14 protein-coding genes are annotated in these 17409 nt (G+C 55.6%); 6 read left to right on the top strand and 8 right to left on the bottom strand.

Features of this window, described 5'->3' with window-relative positions:
* The first annotated feature begins 46 nt into the window (after positions 1 to 46).
* Entirely contained in the window at positions 47 to 1840 is a 1794-nt protein-coding gene (locus tag OCL06_RS03005) for an autotransporter assembly complex protein TamA (RefSeq protein WP_262992251.1), read from the top strand.
* Entirely contained in the window at positions 1837 to 5526 is a 3690-nt protein-coding gene (locus OCL06_RS03010; RefSeq protein ID WP_262992252.1) for a translocation/assembly module TamB domain-containing protein, read from the top strand. Before OCL06_RS03005 ends, OCL06_RS03010 begins: the two co-directional genes overlap by 4 nt.
* Here OCL06_RS03010 and OCL06_RS03015 read toward each other — a convergent pair.
* Together OCL06_RS03015 and OCL06_RS03020 are read right to left on the bottom strand one after the other, a co-directional pair.
* Positions 5523 to 6122, bottom strand: a complete 600-nt coding sequence (locus OCL06_RS03015; RefSeq protein ID WP_262992253.1) for a hypothetical protein — start codon at positions 6120 to 6122, stop codon at positions 5523 to 5525. The genes OCL06_RS03010 and OCL06_RS03015 overlap by 4 nt on opposite strands.
* Positions 6112 to 6618, bottom strand: a complete 507-nt coding sequence (locus OCL06_RS03020) for an RNA polymerase sigma factor (protein WP_262992254.1) — start codon at positions 6616 to 6618, stop codon at positions 6112 to 6114. Before OCL06_RS03020 ends, OCL06_RS03015 begins: the two co-directional genes overlap by 11 nt.
* Positions 6619 to 6786: 168 nt before the next feature.
* Here OCL06_RS03020 and OCL06_RS03025 point away from each other — a divergent pair, with 168 nt between their 5' ends.
* Entirely contained in the window at positions 6787 to 7041 is a 255-nt protein-coding gene (locus OCL06_RS03025; protein WP_262992255.1) for a hypothetical protein, read from the top strand.
* Positions 7042 to 7169: 128 nt separating this feature from the next.
* On the opposite strand, the gene OCL06_RS03030 is transcribed toward OCL06_RS03025, so the two are convergent.
* The 4 genes from OCL06_RS03030 to proB form a co-directional block, all read right to left on the bottom strand.
* On the bottom strand, positions 7170 to 8099 hold the full coding sequence (locus tag OCL06_RS03030) for an NAD(P)-dependent oxidoreductase (protein ID WP_262992256.1): 930 nt from the start codon (positions 8097 to 8099) through the stop codon (positions 7170 to 7172).
* On the bottom strand, positions 8096 to 8533 hold the full coding sequence (locus tag OCL06_RS03035; protein ID WP_262992257.1) for an acyl-CoA thioesterase: 438 nt from the start codon (positions 8531 to 8533) through the stop codon (positions 8096 to 8098). Before OCL06_RS03035 ends, OCL06_RS03030 begins: the two co-directional genes overlap by 4 nt.
* A 74-nt stretch (positions 8534 to 8607) precedes the next feature.
* A complete protein-coding gene (locus tag OCL06_RS03040; protein ID WP_262992258.1) occupies positions 8608 to 9861 on the bottom strand; it encodes a glutamate-5-semialdehyde dehydrogenase in 1254 nt (417 codons plus the stop codon).
* A gap of 48 nt (positions 9862 to 9909) precedes the next feature.
* Entirely contained in the window at positions 9910 to 11025 is a 1116-nt protein-coding gene (proB, locus tag OCL06_RS03045) for a glutamate 5-kinase (RefSeq protein WP_262992259.1), read from the bottom strand.
* Positions 11026 to 11216: 191 nt separating this feature from the next.
* Here proB and OCL06_RS03050 point away from each other — a divergent pair, with 191 nt between their 5' ends.
* The 3 genes from OCL06_RS03050 to OCL06_RS03060 all read left to right on the top strand — a co-directional run bounded on the left by OCL06_RS03050 (position 11217) and on the right by OCL06_RS03060 (position 15740).
* Positions 11217 to 13682 carry a M1 family metallopeptidase gene (locus OCL06_RS03050; protein ID WP_262992260.1) on the top strand — a complete coding sequence of 822 codons (2466 nt, stop codon included), beginning with the start codon at positions 11217 to 11219 and terminating at the stop codon, positions 13680 to 13682.
* Positions 13666 to 14199, top strand: coding sequence for a DUF6702 family protein (locus OCL06_RS03055; protein ID WP_262992261.1), 534 nt, complete (start codon positions 13666 to 13668; stop codon positions 14197 to 14199). Before OCL06_RS03050 ends, OCL06_RS03055 begins: the two co-directional genes overlap by 17 nt.
* 224 nt (positions 14200 to 14423) lie before the next feature.
* Positions 14424 to 15740 carry an ABC1 kinase family protein gene (locus tag OCL06_RS03060; RefSeq protein ID WP_262992262.1) on the top strand — a complete coding sequence of 439 codons (1317 nt, stop codon included), beginning with the start codon at positions 14424 to 14426 and terminating at the stop codon, positions 15738 to 15740.
* 30 nt (positions 15741 to 15770) lie between these two features.
* Here OCL06_RS03060 and OCL06_RS03065 read toward each other — a convergent pair whose 3' ends face one another.
* Positions 15771 to 16079, bottom strand: a complete 309-nt coding sequence (locus tag OCL06_RS03065; protein WP_262992263.1) for a DUF6482 family protein — start codon at positions 16077 to 16079, stop codon at positions 15771 to 15773.
* Between the two features lie 26 nt (positions 16080 to 16105).
* Complete coding sequence (locus OCL06_RS03070) at positions 16106 to 17353, bottom strand: sterol desaturase family protein (protein WP_262992264.1); 1248 nt, start codon at positions 17351 to 17353, stop codon at positions 16106 to 16108.
* Between the last annotated feature and the right edge of the window lie 56 nt (positions 17354 to 17409).

The raw sequence follows: 17409 nt of genomic DNA on the forward strand, positions 1-17409 counted from the left end.
GTTGTTCATCCGCCTTCAGCGTAAAGGAAAAGGAATCAGAATTTACATGCTACTTTCACTCTCGCAGGCACCTTTCCGGCCGCATTGCCAGCCACGTTTCTGCGGGATGCTGTTCGCGGTACTCCTTTTTCTGAGTAGCGGGGCAGCCTGGGCGGTAGAATTTACTGTCCAGGGTGTGGAACAGGACGACATCGAAGACAACATCCTGTTGCACCTGAATAATATGGATGTAGAGCCGGGTCTGCTGGCCGACCCCTTCTGGCAGGAAGAAGTAGCCGAAACTGTCGCTACGGCAGTTGAGCCCTACGGGTATTACAACAGTGACACCCTGGTGGAAGTCAGTGAGGATAACGAAGTCATCCTGCAAGTCACCCTCAACCAGCCGTTACTGGTGACCAATATCACCCGCGAAATCATTGGCGCAGGGCGGGCTGATGAAGACTTCAGGGAACGGTTTAACGCCTTTCCGCTGGAAAAAGGGCAGCCGTTACACCAGCCTACCTATTCAAAATACAAATCCAGTATGCTGAACTACGCGCTCACCCACGGTTATTTCGACTTTGCCTGGCAGGCGGCGCGACTGGATTTGGTACGCGAGGAACACGCCGCCAACGTTCTGCTTATTGCACAAAGTGGCCCTCAGTATCTGTTTGGCGAGGTGAAAATTGTCGGTGACGATAAGGCGGAAGCCATTATTCGCCGGCTGGTGCCCTTTGAGCAGGGTGAGAAATATTCTTCAACCAAACTGACCGAATTTAACCGCAGCCTGAGCCAGTCAGGTTATTTCTCCCGTGTCATCGCCCGGCCAGTGGTCAGCGAAGCGGAAAACCTGCGGGTTCCCATTGAAGTCACCGTTAACCACCGTCCCAGGGACAGTTTCGATGTGGGGGTGGGCGCAGCGACGGATACCGGGCCCCGGCTACGCCTGGGCTGGGAGCGACCCTGGGTTAATTCCCGCGGCCACTCCGTTTCAGCGGACTTGTTTCTTTCTTCCCCCGAGCAGTCGCTGACTACCGATTACCGCATTCCGATGCGGGATATCACCCGGGATTACCTGAGTTTCCAGGCTGGTTATCAGTTTATAGAGTACGAAAACTCCGATACCCAAAGCGAGACCCTGTCGCTGGCTGCCCACCGCTACTGGCAGAAAAATAATTCGCCCTGGCAACAGGACGGGTCGCTGACCTATCTGCGTGAGCAGTTCGAGCAAGGCGGGGAGCCCCCCCAAACCACCACACTGGTGATGCCTGGTTATGCGATCCAGTATTTACAGAAAGACGGTGATTTGAATATTAATAATGGCTTGTTCTTCCAGGCGTTTGCGCAAGTGGGCAGGGATAACCTGGGCTCGGATATCAATATTGTGAAAGGGGTAATGGAGGGCAAAATCATCCGTACCCTGAACAATGTGCACCGGTTCACGGCACGCGCCGAAGTTGGCGCCATTAAAACCAATGACTTTTCTCAGGTACCGGCGTCACTGCGATTCTTTGCGGGCGGCGATACCAGCGTCAGGGGCTATCAGTACCGTGACATTTCGCCTACCGATGATGTCTTCAACCCGGTCACCGGGGAGGTTTCCACGCAGCCTATTGGGGGTAAATATCTGGCTACCGCCAGCGTGGAATACGCTTATCAGTTTGCTGAAAGCTGGCGGGCGGCAGTGTTTACCGATGCTGGCACCGCCACCAATGACTGGGGCACCACGCCTTTTTACAGTGTGGGGACCGGGGTCCACTGGATCTCCCCGATTGGTCCGATTCGGTTATACATTGCCCATAATATTGATGATCGCCCCGAAGACTGGCGACTGCACTTTATTCTGGGGCCGGCACTATGAGAAAGCGCACGATTTCCCTGTGGGCGCTGTCGCCATTTTTGCTGATAGCCCTGCTCATTGCTCTATTACTAAGCCCGTTGGGTACACCGGTTATCCGCAGTGTTGCCGTGTCGGTGGTGCCTGATTTGACGATTGTTGATCTGGATGGCAGCCTCGCCGGTGATCTCACCGTAGATGAATTACACTGGCAGAACGAACAGTGGCAGGTGGAGGTGGGGAGCGCCACGGTGAACCTGTCATGGCGTTGTCTGCTGGCCCCCCGAGTTTGTGTGGAGTCACTGGCGGCGTCGAAAGTTTACGTGACCCAACTGGCCCCAGCGCCGCCTTCGGCCCCGGAAACCGAGACTACGCCGCTCACGTTGCCCATCGAAATTCGGGTAGACCGTGCCCGGGTGCGGGATTTGCGGGTCGTCATGGAAGCTCAGACTATTGCGCTGCGTAGCGCAAAGCTGCAACTTTCTGCCTACCGGCAAATCACAATTACCGAACCTGCCTTCGCCGGGCTGACGGTGACGCTGCCGGTTGGGGAACAGCCCGTGCAGCAGCCGCCACAGTCGTATTCGTTATCGTATACCGCGCCCCAGCTACCCGAAATTAAACTGCCTATTCCGGTTACTATCACCGATTTCAGCCTGACTGACACCCGCATTGTGCAGGGCGACAGCACCCAGTCAGTGCCTGCAGTCAGGTTTGCCAGTTTGCAGTTTGCTGAAACCCGCCTGGCACTGGACGAGTTAACGGTACAACATGAGTCTGCGTCAGTGGCCGCCAGTGCCGAGGTCGACTTCAGCGGCAACTATCCGCTGGATGTTGCCTTGCAGGGCGAAGTTGCCCTGGACAGCAACACCACCCAGCAGCTAACCCTCACAGCCGAAGGTTCGCTGACGGACCTTAATGTAGCGCTCGATGCCAGCCAGGCCTACGACATTACCGCCAACATCCAGGCCAACATACTGTCTGATCAACTGCCGCTGTCAGTCACCGCGCAATGGGACGAGCAGCCGCTGCCCGCGCAACCGCAAGGCACCTTGCACGAGGGGACTATCAGCCTCCAAGGCACCATGGGTGACTACCAGCTCACCGGCGACAGTGCCGCCACGCTGCCGGACATCGGCCGGGTGCCAGTAACTGTGGATGTGGTGCTGAATAAACACAATATTCGGGTGAATACGCTGCAGGCGAAGTTGCTGGGCGGAACCGTTGCCAATACCGGCACCCTGTATCTGAATGAATCCGTCTCGTGGGAAGGGCGCACGCAACTTACCTCGTTGTCGGCCGCAGAACTCGTCCCCCAGGGGCCCACTGCCATTAACGGACAATTCACCAGCCTGATGCAACTGGGAGAAAACGGGCCGGAAATGAGTATTTCTGATCTGTCGGTAGACGCAAAGTTGCAGGGACAGCCCCTTAACGTCGGCGGCTCAGTGGTGTACGCAGGGGGCAGTGATATTATTGTGGCGACCCTGACGGTAACACAAGACGAAAATCGCATTCAGGTGGCCGGCCAGGTCTTCAACAAGCGCTATCTGGATGCCTCGGTAGGCTTAAACCTGCCATCGCTGAATACCCTGTATCCCGGCGTCGCCGGTCAAATTAACGGTCAGGTAAACGTCACCGGCAACTGGCAGAATCCGGCTGCAGAAGGCCAGATAAACTTAGCTGAGGTGCAGGTATCACCCTCAATCAATCCGTCAGTGGCCGCACAGGGCGCGCTCAATGGCAGCATCGATATAGATGGGGTACTCAGTGAGCATGCCCTGGCACTGGATCTCACGCTGCCCGACCACAGCCTGAAGCTGACCCTTGATGGCAGCTGGCAGAACAACCGCTGGCAGGCTGACGTGACCGACAGTCAGCTAGGGCTGCTGAATACCCGCTGGGCACTGGATAAGCCCTTTAATGTCGCGGTGCAGCCCACCCCGCTAAACGTGAGCGTGAGCAGTCACTGCTGGCAGTCCCGGGCCGAAGGCAGTCTGTGTATTAAAGACGTGCTGTATAAAGACAACAAAGCGAGTTGGTCGGTGGATGCGGACGCCCTGCCTCTCGGGATCTGGGCCAGTGAGCTGGCCGGCGACCTGGTACCGGAAGCCCCGGAGGCCACCTTGTCCGTGACCACGCAGGGCGAGGTGGGAGTCAATACGCCTATGAAGGCGCGCTTTGAAGCGGCGGTGACGCCTGCCAAATGGACACTGGGCAAGGAGCGCCCCATTGTTATTACGCTTAACAGCATTACCGCCTCGGGCGTGTTCGAAAACGACGAGCTGCAGGCCAGCGCGGAATTCGTCAGCACCGAACTGGGCGCAGTCAGTGCATCGCTCACCACCTCGCCACTGGCCGATAGCCCTCCGCTGGCGGGCAGCATTCGCTTTAAGGGGCTGAATGTAAAACCGTTAAAGCCGTTATCGCCGGCTATCCGCGAACTGTCAGGACAGCTCGACGGCGATATAGCGCTGGATGGTACGCTGTTCGCGCCAGCCTTAACCGGTACCCTGACCCTGAACGACGGCGCATTGGATGTGCAGGATATGCCGGTGTCGCTAAGCAACTGGCAGCAAACTGTCACTCTTGAGGGTAAACGAGCCAGTTTTGACGGCAGCTTCATGCTGGGTGAGGGCGACGGCAGTTTAAGCGGAAATGTGAACTGGCAGAACGATCTGGAGTTTACCGCCAACCTCAAAGGCACAGAGTTTGAGGTCCGCCAGCGTGATATTCGCATGAAGGTGTCTCCCGACCTGACCGCCAGCGTATCGAAAGAAAAAATTGATGTCTCGGGCTCGGTGAATATTCCCTGGGCGCGCATCGTTATTGAAGAACTGCCGGAAAACGCAGTGTCGCCCTCCAAAGATGTCCACCTGCGCGGCGAGCCCCCCTCAGATGATCCGCTGGATGTGGTACACGCGTCGGTCATGGTAAACATTGATAAAGCCAAAACCGGTGAGGTGAAACTGGAAGCTTTCGGGCTGACCGCCAATTTGCACGGCGGGATAAGAGTCAATACCCAGCCCTCGCTGGTGGGCTATGGCGACCTGCAAATCCTTGATGGCCGGTATCAGGCCTATGGCCAGAACCTGGTGATCCAGACCGGTGAAGTGCAGTTTAACGGCCCGATTGAGCAACCTTTGTTGTTGGTAGAAGCTATTCGCGACCCGGCCAAAACACAGGACAACGTAATTGCGGGGATCCGCATCGATGGACCCGCTGACAGTCCCAATGTGAATCTGTTCTCTGACCCGTCAATGGATCAACAGAATGTGTTGTCGTACTTGCTGACCGGCGAAGGGCCTGATTCAGAGCGTACCGACCCCAATTACAACGCCCTGTTGCTCGGATTCGGGTTGTCGAATACCGAGTCACTGACCGGACAGGTGGGCGATGCACTGGGTATCGAGGACTTTAGCCTGAGTGCCAGTGAAACAGGTGTCAGCGTGAGCGGGCAGCTTACTGACCGGCTCTCGGTAAAATACAACGTGGAAGTGGCGGCGCTCCAGTCAGACGCCACCAACAACACCTTGCGTCGCCGCCAGAAGCCGCCGAATCTGGCGCTACGCTACCGGCTGTTGCCTAAACTGTTTCTCGAAGCCATTTACACGACCATTGAAGATGACAGTGAACAGGCACTGGATTTGTATTATCAGTTTTATCTGGGCGAAAACACCGACGAGCCTGAGGAAGAAGAACAGGATTAGTCGCCGGTGTCTCCGCAGGATGTACCGTTTTGGTGCTCACGCTGCAGTGCTTCCAGTTCGGCTTGCTTCTGTAAAAAACGTTGCTGGCGCCGGTGTGCCCAGATATAGCAAACAGTCATTGCCACTGTCACCCCAATAAGGGCAATCAGCGCCGGCCCTTGCCGTGAGGCCGGCAGGTCGCCGGTGGCAAACATAGCGCCAAAGATAAGTAGCAAGAGCACTTCAGAAATCCAGGCGGAGTGCCTGGTAAGGCGGGCAATTTTCGCGTTATTGTGCATTTGCCGGATCAACAACGCCAGGTAATCCGCGGTGGTGGTCTGAAAGCCACGCACCGCCAGCCACCGTAACCTCACCAGCATCACTACCATGGGCAATGTGATTAGCATCACCGCTACCACCAGACTGGCAGCAAGGGTAGACAAGTCGTGCCACAAATACCCCAGATAGACGATCACGCCCACCGTACTGAGCAGATCGAATGCCAGGTAGCTGCGTTGGCGCCACACCTGGCGTCGGCAGTCCTGCCTGATACGGCGAACATCCAGTGGCGGCGTGGGTTGTTGTTGCCATAGTTTTTGAAGATCGTCAGTTGGCATGGTCGTTCTCCAGATGTTTGGTTACCGCGGCTCTGGCGCGTTTAAGCAGCACCCCCACATGGCTGGTGGTGAGGCCACAAATTTGGGCAATTTCCTGATAGGACAGTCCTTCGAGGGACAAGGTTAACACCTGGCGTCCCGGCAGTGGCAGGGTACGGACCGCCTCCAGCATTTGTGTCAGCATGCGCTCCTGCTCTGTGTGATGCTCTGGAGACCAGCGCATATCAGCGGCACTGTCCTGTTGCTCGTCATAGGCCACCGTGCCAGGTACGCGTACCTGGGAGGCCACATGGGACACCGCACGGTTGTGCGCCACTTTAAGAATATAGGTTTTCACACTACTGTCGCCCTTAAAGCGAGCCAGCGCCTGCCACACAGCCAGCGCAATTTCCTGCAACAACTCCTGTTGCAGCGCGTAATTGGCTTCATAGCTGCTGGCGACCCGGCCGAGCAGGGCTCCATATTGGTCAAAAAGCGTCGCGAAATCCGGTTTCAAGTGGATCCTGTCGGTTAAAGGTAAGCAGGTAATTTACTTCGGTTAGTCTTGCTTGCGCAAAAAATATTACGCCGGCCTGTAATATTTTTTGCCCATGGCCGACTAGCTCCCTGTAAACCATTTGCCGTAACGCCCCCGTGTTACGGCTTGCTAACAGAGGAACTAGTTATGGAAACCGTGATTTTTGTAGCCTTATTTGTCGTCTTCGGCGGTATTACCTTACTGACCAGCTACCTTGATGCCAAATACCAGTGGCGTTTAAATGACTGGCTGAACGGACGCTGTAGTAATCCGTTTGAACGCCGGTCAGCCACTGAAACTGATGAGCCCCGCGACGAACTGAAAGCGCGCATTGAAACCCTGGAGGCCATCGTGACCGAGCCGGCCTATGAACTGAATAAAAAGATTAACGCCCTCAAATAACGGTGTTGGTAACCGTCGGCTATGCGCTTGCTACCAGACAGGTGAACGGCCATACAAGGCGGCGGTCAGCGACTGGCAAAGCCGGGGCATGCGGACACCGCCCCCCGCTAACGCTTGTTACGCGTCATTCAGCTTTTTAAATAGCACGCGAGCTGGCTAATGGCATCATCAAGGAGCCGCTGGCGAGCGGCTTGCGCTACCCAGGCGCTGTGCGGCGTGATAAGTAAATTGGCTACCTCCTCGGTCAGCAAAATATGGTTGGCGGGTGGCGGCTCCTCACTTAACACATCCAGTGCCGCCCCGCCGATGCGCTGTTCCTGCAACGCCTGTAACAAGGCGGTTTCGTCAATTAAGCCGCCGCGGGCGGTATTAATGATAAACGCATGGGCGGGCAATGCGGTTAGTACGTCGCTATTCACCAGTTGATGAGTATCCTCACTCAGCTGGCAGTGCAGGCTTAATACGTCGGTCTCGGGTAACAGGCTCTGCAACGCGGGCCGTGGATCGTGGGTCTTACCGGGGCGGGCGGCAATGGTAACCCGCATACCCAGTGCGCGATACAGTGCCTCCACCCGTTTGCCTAAGGCGCCGTGGCCTACAATCACTGCGTGCTTGCCCGCCAGCTCGACCACCTGATGGTCGAGTAAACAAAACTGCGGTGCTCCGGACCAGCGCCCCTGTTGTACGTCCCGGTGATAGTCAGCGAACCGGGTGGCCAGGTTTAACAGCAACATCAGGGTATGCTGGGCGACCGCATCGGTGCCATATCCGGCAACATTGGCGACCTGAATGCCCTGTTGCTGGCACCAGTCCACCGCCACATTGTTGAGCCCGGTAGCCAGCACGCCGATATAACCGCACCGGGAGTCCGCCAGCTCGTCAGCACCCAGCTTCACCTTGTTAGTCAGGACAATATCGGCGTCGGCAATGCGACTGCGGGTTTCGCTGGCGTCGGTATAGTCGTAACGCTGCCAGGTGACGGGCAGCGCATCAAGTTGCGTGGTATCGAGAGAGTGGGGCGCCAGCGTGGCCCAGTCCAGAACTACACCCTGCGTCATAGTCCCTCCTTGATCGTCTCCAGCGCGGTTTGTACTTTTACGGGCAAAGGCACTGCCTGATCGGTCTGACGGTTGACGAACACCTGCACTACCAGACCGTGGGCCACCCGTCGCTGTCCGTCGCCGGCGTACACAGCCAGTCCGTATGTCACCGAACTGCGTCCGATTTTCACCACCCGCATGCCGACGTGCATCGCCTCCGGGTAGCTGGCGGGTGCCAGATACTGACACTGCGAGCTCACCACATAAGCCACCACCTGTCCCCGCTGCACATCCAGACCGCCCTGCTCAATTAAAAACCGGTTTATGGCGGTATCAAAGAAGCTGTAATAGGCCACATTGTTGATGTGCCCGTACGCGTCATTATCCTGCCAGCGAGTGGCAAGAGTGATTTGATAAGGGTAGTCCTGTAAGGATGGGGTGATGTCTGACATGGTGAATCCGTTGCTGACCGGTCTGGATAACGAGCATACGCGGCTGCCTGCTGAATTGCTACGTATGTAGTGGATCAGGGCTGGCGCACTTCACCGTCGCCCAGTACCACAAATTTTTCAGTGGTAAGGGCATGGGCCCCCATGGGGCCGTAGGCGTGCAGTTTGCTGCTGGAAACACCAATTTCCGCGCCCATACCCAGCTGCTCACTGGTGGCAAAACGTGCCGATGCATTCACCATCACCACCGCTGAGTGCACGTCCTGAATAAATCGCTGGGCGGTCTGATAATGGTCGGTAGCAATGACATCGGTATGGCCGGTGCCGTGCTCGCGAATATGACCTACGGCGTCGTCGTAGCTGTCTACCACTTTAATGGCAATCTCCAGCGCCAGGTACTCGGCCTGCCAGTCGCTGCGCACAGCCGGCATGGCCTCGTCGAAATAGTCGATGGCCCGCTCACAGGCGTGTACCACCACCCCGTGCGCCGCACACAGCCTGGCCACGTGAGGGAGCAAGCTGGCGGCCTGGTCCACATGCACCAGACAGGTTTCCAGTGCATTGCAAATATCAGCGTGCCGGGTTTTACCGTCTTCCAGCAGTGCCAGCGCGGTGTCGTGACGGGCATGTGCGTCCACGTATAAATGGCACACGCCTTTGCGGTGCTGAATGACCGGTATCCGGCTGTGATCGGTAACAAATTCAATCAGCCCTTCACCGCCGCGGGGGATAACCAGGTCAATATCCTGCTTCAGTCCCACCAATTGTTTTAGTATGGTTCGGCTCGGGTTGGGCACCAGCGTAACCAGTGCCGGGTCCAGATCATGCTCTTTAAGCACATGATGGATACAGGCGGCTAACGCCAGGTTAGAGTGCAGAGCTTCATTACTGCCCCGCAAGATCACCGCATTACCGGCTTTCAGACACAGCGCAGCGGCGTCAGTCGTTGTTTGCGGGCGGGCTTCGTAAATCATGGCAATCACCCCCAGCGGAATGCGCATTTTACCCACCTGAAGGCCACTGGGCAGGGTGTGCATCTGGCTCACTTCGCCCACAGGATCCGGTTGTGCGGCAATGTCCGCCACTGCGTTGGCGATACTCATCACCCGTTGCTTGGTCAGCATCAACCGGTCTACCACCGTTTTATCGTGTCCCTGCGCACGGGCATTTTCAGTATCCAGGTTATTGGCATCAAGAATGCTGTCGGTTTGGGCCACAATATGCTGGCTGATTGCCATTAACAGTTTGCGTTTTCGTTCTGCACTGAGGGCAGCAATGGTGACTGACGCGTTGCGCGTCTCGCGGGCGGCCTGCTGAATGGAAAAACTCATGATGATATCCCTGCTCGTTCGGTTGACTCTGCCCTGTCCGGGCAATAGCTAACTGTCTTGACGGCTGGACAACAGCACCAGGTCATCCCGGTGCACCACGACCTCACTACTAGCATAGCCTAAGGTCTCACGAATTTGTTGTGACTTCATCCCCTGTATTTGGGTAAGTTCCATATCCGAAAACAAGCTAAGCCCTTTGGCAACGAGGGTGTCCTGACAATGAATTTCCACCGCATCACCGGGCCTGAATTGCCCCCGGACCTGACAGATCCCGGAGGGGAGTAGCGAGGCCCCCCGCGTTACGAGCGCATCCCGGGCGCCTTCATCAACACTGATCACACCACGGGTGCGCAGGGTGTGGGTCAGCCATAAGCGCCGCGCATTCCCCCGCGGCTGAGTGGCATGAAACAAGGTGCCGGGAATGTTTCCTTCCAGCAGGGCATCGAATGTTTGCCCCCGCCGACCATTTACAATCAGTGTTTGAATTCCGCTGTGGGTGCATTTCTCTGCTGCTTCAATTTTGGTGCGCATGCCGCCGGTGCCGACGGTGCTGCCTGCGCCGCCTGCCCGCTGATAGACAGATTCATCAATGCGCGTGACCTCGGGGATCAGCGTGGCATCTGCATGTTTACGGGGGTCAGCAGTGTACAACCCGTCGATATCAGAGCAAATGATCAGGGTATCCGCCTCAGCAACCAGTGCGGTGTAGGCGGCCAGATTATCGTTATCTCCCACCTTCAGTTCGTTGACCGCCACCGTGTCATTTTCGTTCACCACCGGTAACGCGCCGTGTTTTAACAGCTCGCGCAGCGTATTTTTTATATTCACATAGCGGGTACGGTCATGGAGGTCGTCGGCGGTGAGCAGCACCTGGGCACAGCGCGCATCGAAAAACCGTTGCCAGTTAGCCATCATCTGGGTCTGCCCAATAGCCGCCATGGCCTGTTTTTCGGCAATAGAAGGGGGGTGGGTCAGGGGAACACTGCGGCGGCCTGCCGCTACACTTCCTGACGACACCACTATCACTTCTTTGCCGGCCTCCCGGCTGGCAGTAATAAAACGTGCAAGGGGCAGTAAAAAGCGCGCTTCACACGCGTTACCTTGCGGCGCAATCAGGGCGCTGCCTACTTTAAGGACGGCACGTTGCCAGTGGAATGAACTCATGGGTGACAGCAAGCAAACTGCGTATGCCGTAAGCATACGTCACATTTCTATGCGGAAACAAGCGCCTTGCAACGGCTTTTTTGCGGCGAAGGCAAGCCTTTTAACGGCCAAAAACTGGTAATTGAATGAACAGGGCTTATACAATGGCCGACTTCATTTGTGTTTCTTTTCATCAGTAGCAAGGAATCTGCATGAGTAGACGTAACCGCCATCTGTTCTGGGTTATCCCGGTGCTGTCCATGATGGTTCAGCTGCCAGTCGCCACCGCAGCAATAAAACAAACAAAAGGCGACTTCGAAGACAAATTCAGACAACTCGATGAAGTGCTGCCTACCCCCAATGTGTACCGCAACGCCGCCGGCGAGCCCGGTCATCAGTACTGGCAACAAAAAGTCGATTATCAGATTGATGTCACGCTGAACGAAGACGAGCGTCGTCTGGAAGCCAGCGAAACCATTACTTATCAGAATAACTCACCGGATACGCTGAAATATTTGTGGATCCAGCTGGACCAGAATAAATTCCGTAACGACTCGATGTCGGCGCTGTCTACTAATTTTGGTGGTATTGGCAATCGCGGTCCTGCTACCCAGAGCGGCTCAGCAGACAAACCAGCTAAACTGAGCATGGGCGCACTGCGCCGCCAGCAGTTCGTGGAAGATCACGAACTGGGTTACGAGATCTCACGAGTAGAAAACAAGGCCGGTAACGATTTGCATCATGTGATCGTCGGCACCCTGATGCGGGTAGATTTAGCCAAGCCACTGAAGCCCGGGGAGCAGGTGACTTTCGATATCGACTTCTCATTCAATATAGTTGAGGAAGACGCGGTATCGGCGCGTGCCGGTTACGAGCACTTCCCTGACGATGCCCGGGAAGGCGGCAATGATATTTTCCTGCTGGCGCAATGGTTTCCGCGGCTGGCCGCGTACACTGACTACGAAGCCTGGACTAATAAAGAGTTCATCGGTCGCGGTGAGTTTACGCTGGAGTTTGGTAATTATGACGTAAGCATTACGGTGCCGGCCGACCATATTGTGTCGTCTACCGGGGTACTGCAAAACGCCGATGATGTGTTAACGGAAACCCAGCGCGAACGCCTTAAAGAGGCGGAAACCGCCGAGCGAACTGTGTTTATCGTCACACCCGAAGAAGCGCTGGAAAATGAAAAGGCCGGCACAGATAAAACCAAAACCTGGCGCTTCCAGGCAGAAAACGTCCGTGATTTTGCCTGGGCCTCATCGCGTAAGTTTATGTGGGACGCCCGGGGTTTTCAGCAGGGCGGCGATGTTCAGCCCCTGGTGATGGCTATGTCGTTCTACCCCAAAGAGGGTGGCGACTTGTGGAAAAAATATTCCACCGAAGCCGTTATTCATACTATGGACGTGTACAACCGCTTTTCATTCGACTACCCGTATCCGGTAGCGCAGTCGGTGAACGGCCCGGTGGGCGGCATGGAATACCCCATGATCACCTTCAATGGTCCACGTACCGAGTTACGTGACGATGGTTCACGTACCTATTCGCTTGCCGAAAAGCGTTTCCTGATTGGCGTGGTTATTCATGAAATCGGTCACATATACTTCCCCATGGTCGTGAACTCAGACGAACGTCAGTGGACCTGGATGGATGAAGGTCTGAACAGCTTCCTGGATGGCGTGGCCGGTCGTGAATGGGATCCTAATATTCCATGGGGCGTAGAGCCGCGCGATATTACCGGGTACATGAAGTCATCTACTCAGGTACCAATTATGACCCAGTCTGACTCGGTATTACGGTTGGGGCCTAACGCATATACGAAACCTGCCGCGGCACTGAATATACTGCGTGAAACCATTCTCGGTCGTGAGCTGTTTGATTTTGCGTTCAAAGAATATGCCCAGCGCTGGATGTTTAAACGTCCCACGCCTGCCGACTTCTTCCGGACTATGGAAGAGGCCTCCGGGGTCGATCTTGACTGGTTCTGGCGCGGTTGGTTCTATTCAACTGACCACGTAGATATCTCCATTGACCGGGTGTACAAGCTACGCCTGGACACCGAAGATCCGGATATCGATTTTGCCCGCCAGCGCCAGACCGAGCAGGACAAGCCGTTGTCGCTGACTGTTGAGCGTAATGAACAGGAAGGCAAAAAACTGTGGGTAGAGCGTTTTGATGACATCAAAGACTTCTACGATGACAACGATCAGTTCACTGTCACCAACAAAGATCGCAACAAGTACCGTAAGTTCCTGAATAAACTGGAGCCCTGGGAGCGTAAAGCGTTTGAGCGTGCCGTACGTGAAGACAAAAACTATTACGTTCTGGAATTCTCTAACCAGGGTGGTCTGGTGATGCCAATCATTCTGGAGCTGGAATATGCCAACGGCACTACCGAGATGATGCGCATCCCGGCCGAAATCTGGCGCCGTACGCCGAAAGCGGTCAGCAAACTGATTGTGACCGAGAAAAATCAGGAACTGGTAAGTGTCACCGTCGATCCACGCTGGGAAACCGCAGATGTGGATGTAGAAAACAACCACTACCCGCGCCGTATCATTCCGTCGCGGATCGAGGCTTACAAATCCAAGCCCCGCTCGGGCAAGGTGTATCGCGACCTGATGCACGAAATTAACACCGAGCTGGACGAAGATGCTGAGGATGACGATGACAACTAAGGTGTTTCGACGCCTGCCACAGTGGTGCCTGGCGGCACTGCTGCTGGTGATATCAACAGCGGCGTCAGCGCATCAGATCAAAGCCGCCATTACCACGGTGCTGTTTAATCCCAGAACCGAGAACATAGAGGTAATGCACCGGTTTAATTTGCATGATGCCGAGCACGCCGTGAAGATACTGTTTGATAAGTCAGCCGACATTATGGCGGATGCAGATACCCAGCAGGCATTCGCCGGGTATGTGGCAGAGCATTTTGCCCTGCTGAATGCAGCGGGCGAACGCCTGACACTGAATTCGGTAGGGTATGAGACTGAAGGTAAGTTTTTCTGGGTATACCAGGAAACCGCTCAGCCTCCTGAATTGGCGGGATTGAAGATCCGCCACGATGCGTTACGGGAGTTATGGCCCAGCCAGGTCAATACCCTCAACGTGGAGGGCAACGGGCCGCTAAAGACCCTGACCTTCACCGATAGTGTGACGCTGCTGGAAGTCGGCTTCGATCGGGCACATCAGTAACCACTGATGCCCGCAAACATTGTAGAAAAGCGCCTTCGGGCGCTTTTTTTATTCCAGGCGCCGGTGATGGGCGATGGATTACATCAGGGTACCTGGCTTGCACTGTGCCGGTAAGTAAATAAGCGTGGCTGGACCGGGTTTGCAACGGGCAGCGTAGCCGGCTTGCTGATCCAAATGCTGGCGCAGATGGTTTAAAGCCCACCAGCAGTAAACCCGGAAACACTATGAGTAATGACAAACCCGGGCGGCGGGTCCCTACCGGGCGTATTGCCCGGGTAGGGCGCTTAGGTGCACTTGCCGGCCGCATAGCCACGAACGTGGTCACCCGGGGAGCCGGGCAGTGGGCGACCGGTAAACGGCCCACATTGTCGGGCTTACTGATGACCCCCGCCAATATTACCCGCATCGCCGATCAACTGGCCACCATGCGCGGGGCGGCCATGAAGATTGGGCAACTCATCTCAATGGACGGGGGCGACTTTTTGCCACCGGAACTGGCTGAGATCCTTGCCCGCTTGAGGGATAACGCTGAGCCGATGCCGAAAGCGCAGCTTATTGAGGTGCTGGCAAACCAGTGGCAACCTGACTGGCAGGACACGTTACTGTATTTTTCCTTTACGCCGGTAGCGGCGGCCTCGATCGGCCAGGTGCACAAAGTGATTACGCTGGACGGAGACATCCTCGCCATTAAGGTGCAGTACCCAGGTGTGAAAGCGAGTATTGACGCAGATGTCGACAACGTGGCTACGCTTATCCGCCTGTCCGGGCTGATACCGAAAGACGTAGCATTACAAACCATTCTGGATGACGCCAAAGCACAGTTACATCAGGAAGCGGACTACCAGCGTGAAGCAAAGATGCTTAGCCGTTACCGGCAATTATGCACGCCGTATACCCGCTTTGAAATCCCGCAGGTGGTGGAGAGTCTTACCACCGATACCGTGCTGGCCATGACTTACCATGATGGCATACCTATCGAAGAGCTCACCACGGCCAGTCAGGGGATCCGCGACGCAGTTATGGCTGCTCTGATGACCTTGTTCTTCCGTGAGGTGTTCGACTTTCAGCTTTTACAAAGCGATCCTAATCTGGCGAATTATCGCTATCGGCTCGCTGACGACAAACTGATCTTGCTGGATTTCGGCGCTACCCGAGAAATACCCGATGCCATCAGCCGTGGCTATCAACAGCTATTACAGGCGGCCGCCGATGAGGACACCAAGCGTATGGCAGTCACCGCGTTAGCGCTGGGGCTCATACTACCGTCCCACTCCGCGCTTCAGCGTGACGCCGTCGTTGCGATAGGCATGCAGGCCTGTGAATCCATTCGCCACCAGGGTGCCTACGACTTCGGCAATTCCGACCTGCTCGTGCAGTTGCATGATATGGGCATGGCCCTTACCTATGAACACAACTTCTGGCATGTCCCGCCAGCCGATGCGCTGTTCATTCACCGTAAACTGGGGGGGCTGTATATGCTGGCTAAACGCCTGGGCGCCAGAATGGACATGCGGGCTATTGCGGCTCCCTGGCTGGATTAGCCGTCCACCGCGCTAATTACGTGGTGGCGTTCAGTAAGGCAGCGCCATACTAAACGGTAAGGCAACCTGATCGGCGCTTTTCGGCGGGTTGCCAATCATTTCATCATAGGGAGTATCGTGCTTCATCACCGCACGATCGACCTGACAATGGGCGAAGGTTTCGCGGATTTGGCCGGCACTGAAAAACCGTTTCGGGTGGCCTTGTTTGTCGTACACCATACCGGCTTTATCAGCCGTAGCCAGATAGACAAGATAAATGTTCATTTCGTAAGACTGAACTTCCAGGTACTCAATGCGCAATCCCTGCGGGCTAATTTCATCAAGGGTGAATTTTTGCATCAGGCACTCATATAGGAACAACCTGGTTATTTACGTAACGGCGCTTTTTGAGGTTCATCCTCCTGGCTGAATTCGTCTTCCTCACTGCGAATGACCGTCAGCAGCCACACCAAACTGATGGCGTGTGCCACCAGTAGCACAATCACCACCGCGCCCGGCAAGCCACTGGCCAACCACAATAACGGTATTGCCAGTAACCGGGGGCCTTCCATCGCCAGCGCCGCTTTCGAGCGCTGCAGCACCCACCCTATCTGCATACAGGATATAAACACCGAGACCATAATCACGGTGGTACCCAGACTGGTGAGGTTATCAAGGGTAAGCAGCAGGTAAACGGTCATTGCCAGCATCACTATATGCTGAACAAAGCAGTACCGACTCACCCGCGCCCCAAGCGCCGGATCGTATTTTACGAAATCGGCGAGCGGTTGCTTTTGAAGCGGGAACCGGGCGGCCACGTCCGGCGGACGCCAGCCTGTGCGACCAAACCAAACCCGCCATTTGTCTTTCCAGCGCGCAGTGTGATAGCTGTCCTGCCAAAGCTGGGAATACACCTGTAAATTAGCCCACAGGGGGTTAAAGCTTTTCAGCGCCCCCCGAATGCCATAAACCGGCGGCACATTCCGTAACTCCGGCATATAGGTACTAAATAGCCGATCCCAGAGAATAAATACTCCGCCGTAATTTTTGTCAATGTATACCCGGTTTTGGGCATGGTGCACCCGGTGGTTAGACGGTGTCACGAAGACGGCCTCCAGCCAACCCAGCTTGTCAATATACTGGGTGTGTACCCAAAACTGATACACCAGATTCAGGGCGGCTACCGTGATCACCATTTCCGGGGGAAACCCCACCACGGCCATGGGCAAATAAAAGATCCAGCTCAAAAAACTGCCGCTGGTCTGCCGCAATGCAGTGGTCAGGTTGTAGTCCTCACTGGAGTGATGCACCACATGGGCGGCCCAGAGCACACTGACTTCATGGCCCAGCCGGTGATTCCAGTAATATAAAAAGTCATACAATACGAAGGCCACCAGCCAGATGTACCAGGCCTGGGACAGCTGGTACTGGGCAAGGGCGTCAAACACCACCAGGTATAAGGTAAAGGGCAGTAACTGATGCACAATAGTCATCAGCCGTGACAGAACCCCGGCACTGAGGCTGGTAAGCGCATCATTGAGGCGATAGTGCCCGCGCTGAGCCCGACGGTCGGCCCACAGTTCGAGACCGATGAGTAAGAAAAAAGCCGGAATGGCGTAAAGTATAACTGTCATGAGTGCCGCGATCTTTTTTAATTATTGTTGTTTTATTGCGCACAAAACGCAAGTTT

Source organism: Alteromonas salexigens (genome assembly GCF_025628895.1).
In the GTDB taxonomy this organism is placed as follows: Bacteria; Pseudomonadota; Gammaproteobacteria; order Enterobacterales; family Alteromonadaceae; genus Alteromonas; species Alteromonas salexigens.

Excerpts from the sequence above, each read along its gene's own strand:
- OCL06_RS03005 (WP_262992251.1), top strand. The coding sequence starts at position 47 with ATGCTACTTTCACTCTCGCAGGCACCTTTCCGGCCGCATTGCCAGCCA.
- OCL06_RS03010 (WP_262992252.1), top strand. The coding sequence starts at position 1,837 with ATGAGAAAGCGCACGATTTCCCTGTGGGCGCTGTCGCCATTTTTGCTG.
- OCL06_RS03015 (WP_262992253.1), bottom strand. The coding sequence starts at position 6,122 with ATGCCAACTGACGATCTTCAAAAACTATGGCAACAACAACCCACGCCG.
- OCL06_RS03025 (WP_262992255.1), top strand. The coding sequence starts at position 6,787 with ATGGAAACCGTGATTTTTGTAGCCTTATTTGTCGTCTTCGGCGGTATT.
- OCL06_RS03030 (WP_262992256.1), bottom strand. The coding sequence starts at position 8,099 with ATGACGCAGGGTGTAGTTCTGGACTGGGCCACGCTGGCGCCCCACTCT.
- OCL06_RS03035 (WP_262992257.1), bottom strand. The coding sequence starts at position 8,533 with ATGTCAGACATCACCCCATCCTTACAGGACTACCCTTATCAAATCACT.
- OCL06_RS03040 (WP_262992258.1), bottom strand. The coding sequence starts at position 9,861 with ATGAGTTTTTCCATTCAGCAGGCCGCCCGCGAGACGCGCAACGCGTCA.
- proB (WP_262992259.1), bottom strand. The coding sequence starts at position 11,025 with ATGAGTTCATTCCACTGGCAACGTGCCGTCCTTAAAGTAGGCAGCGCC.
- OCL06_RS03050 (WP_262992260.1), top strand. The coding sequence starts at position 11,217 with ATGAGTAGACGTAACCGCCATCTGTTCTGGGTTATCCCGGTGCTGTCC.
- OCL06_RS03055 (WP_262992261.1), top strand. The coding sequence starts at position 13,666 with ATGACGATGACAACTAAGGTGTTTCGACGCCTGCCACAGTGGTGCCTG.
- OCL06_RS03060 (WP_262992262.1), top strand. The coding sequence starts at position 14,424 with ATGAGTAATGACAAACCCGGGCGGCGGGTCCCTACCGGGCGTATTGCC.
- OCL06_RS03065 (WP_262992263.1), bottom strand. The coding sequence starts at position 16,079 with ATGCAAAAATTCACCCTTGATGAAATTAGCCCGCAGGGATTGCGCATT.
- OCL06_RS03070 (WP_262992264.1), bottom strand. The coding sequence starts at position 17,353 with ATGACAGTTATACTTTACGCCATTCCGGCTTTTTTCTTACTCATCGGT.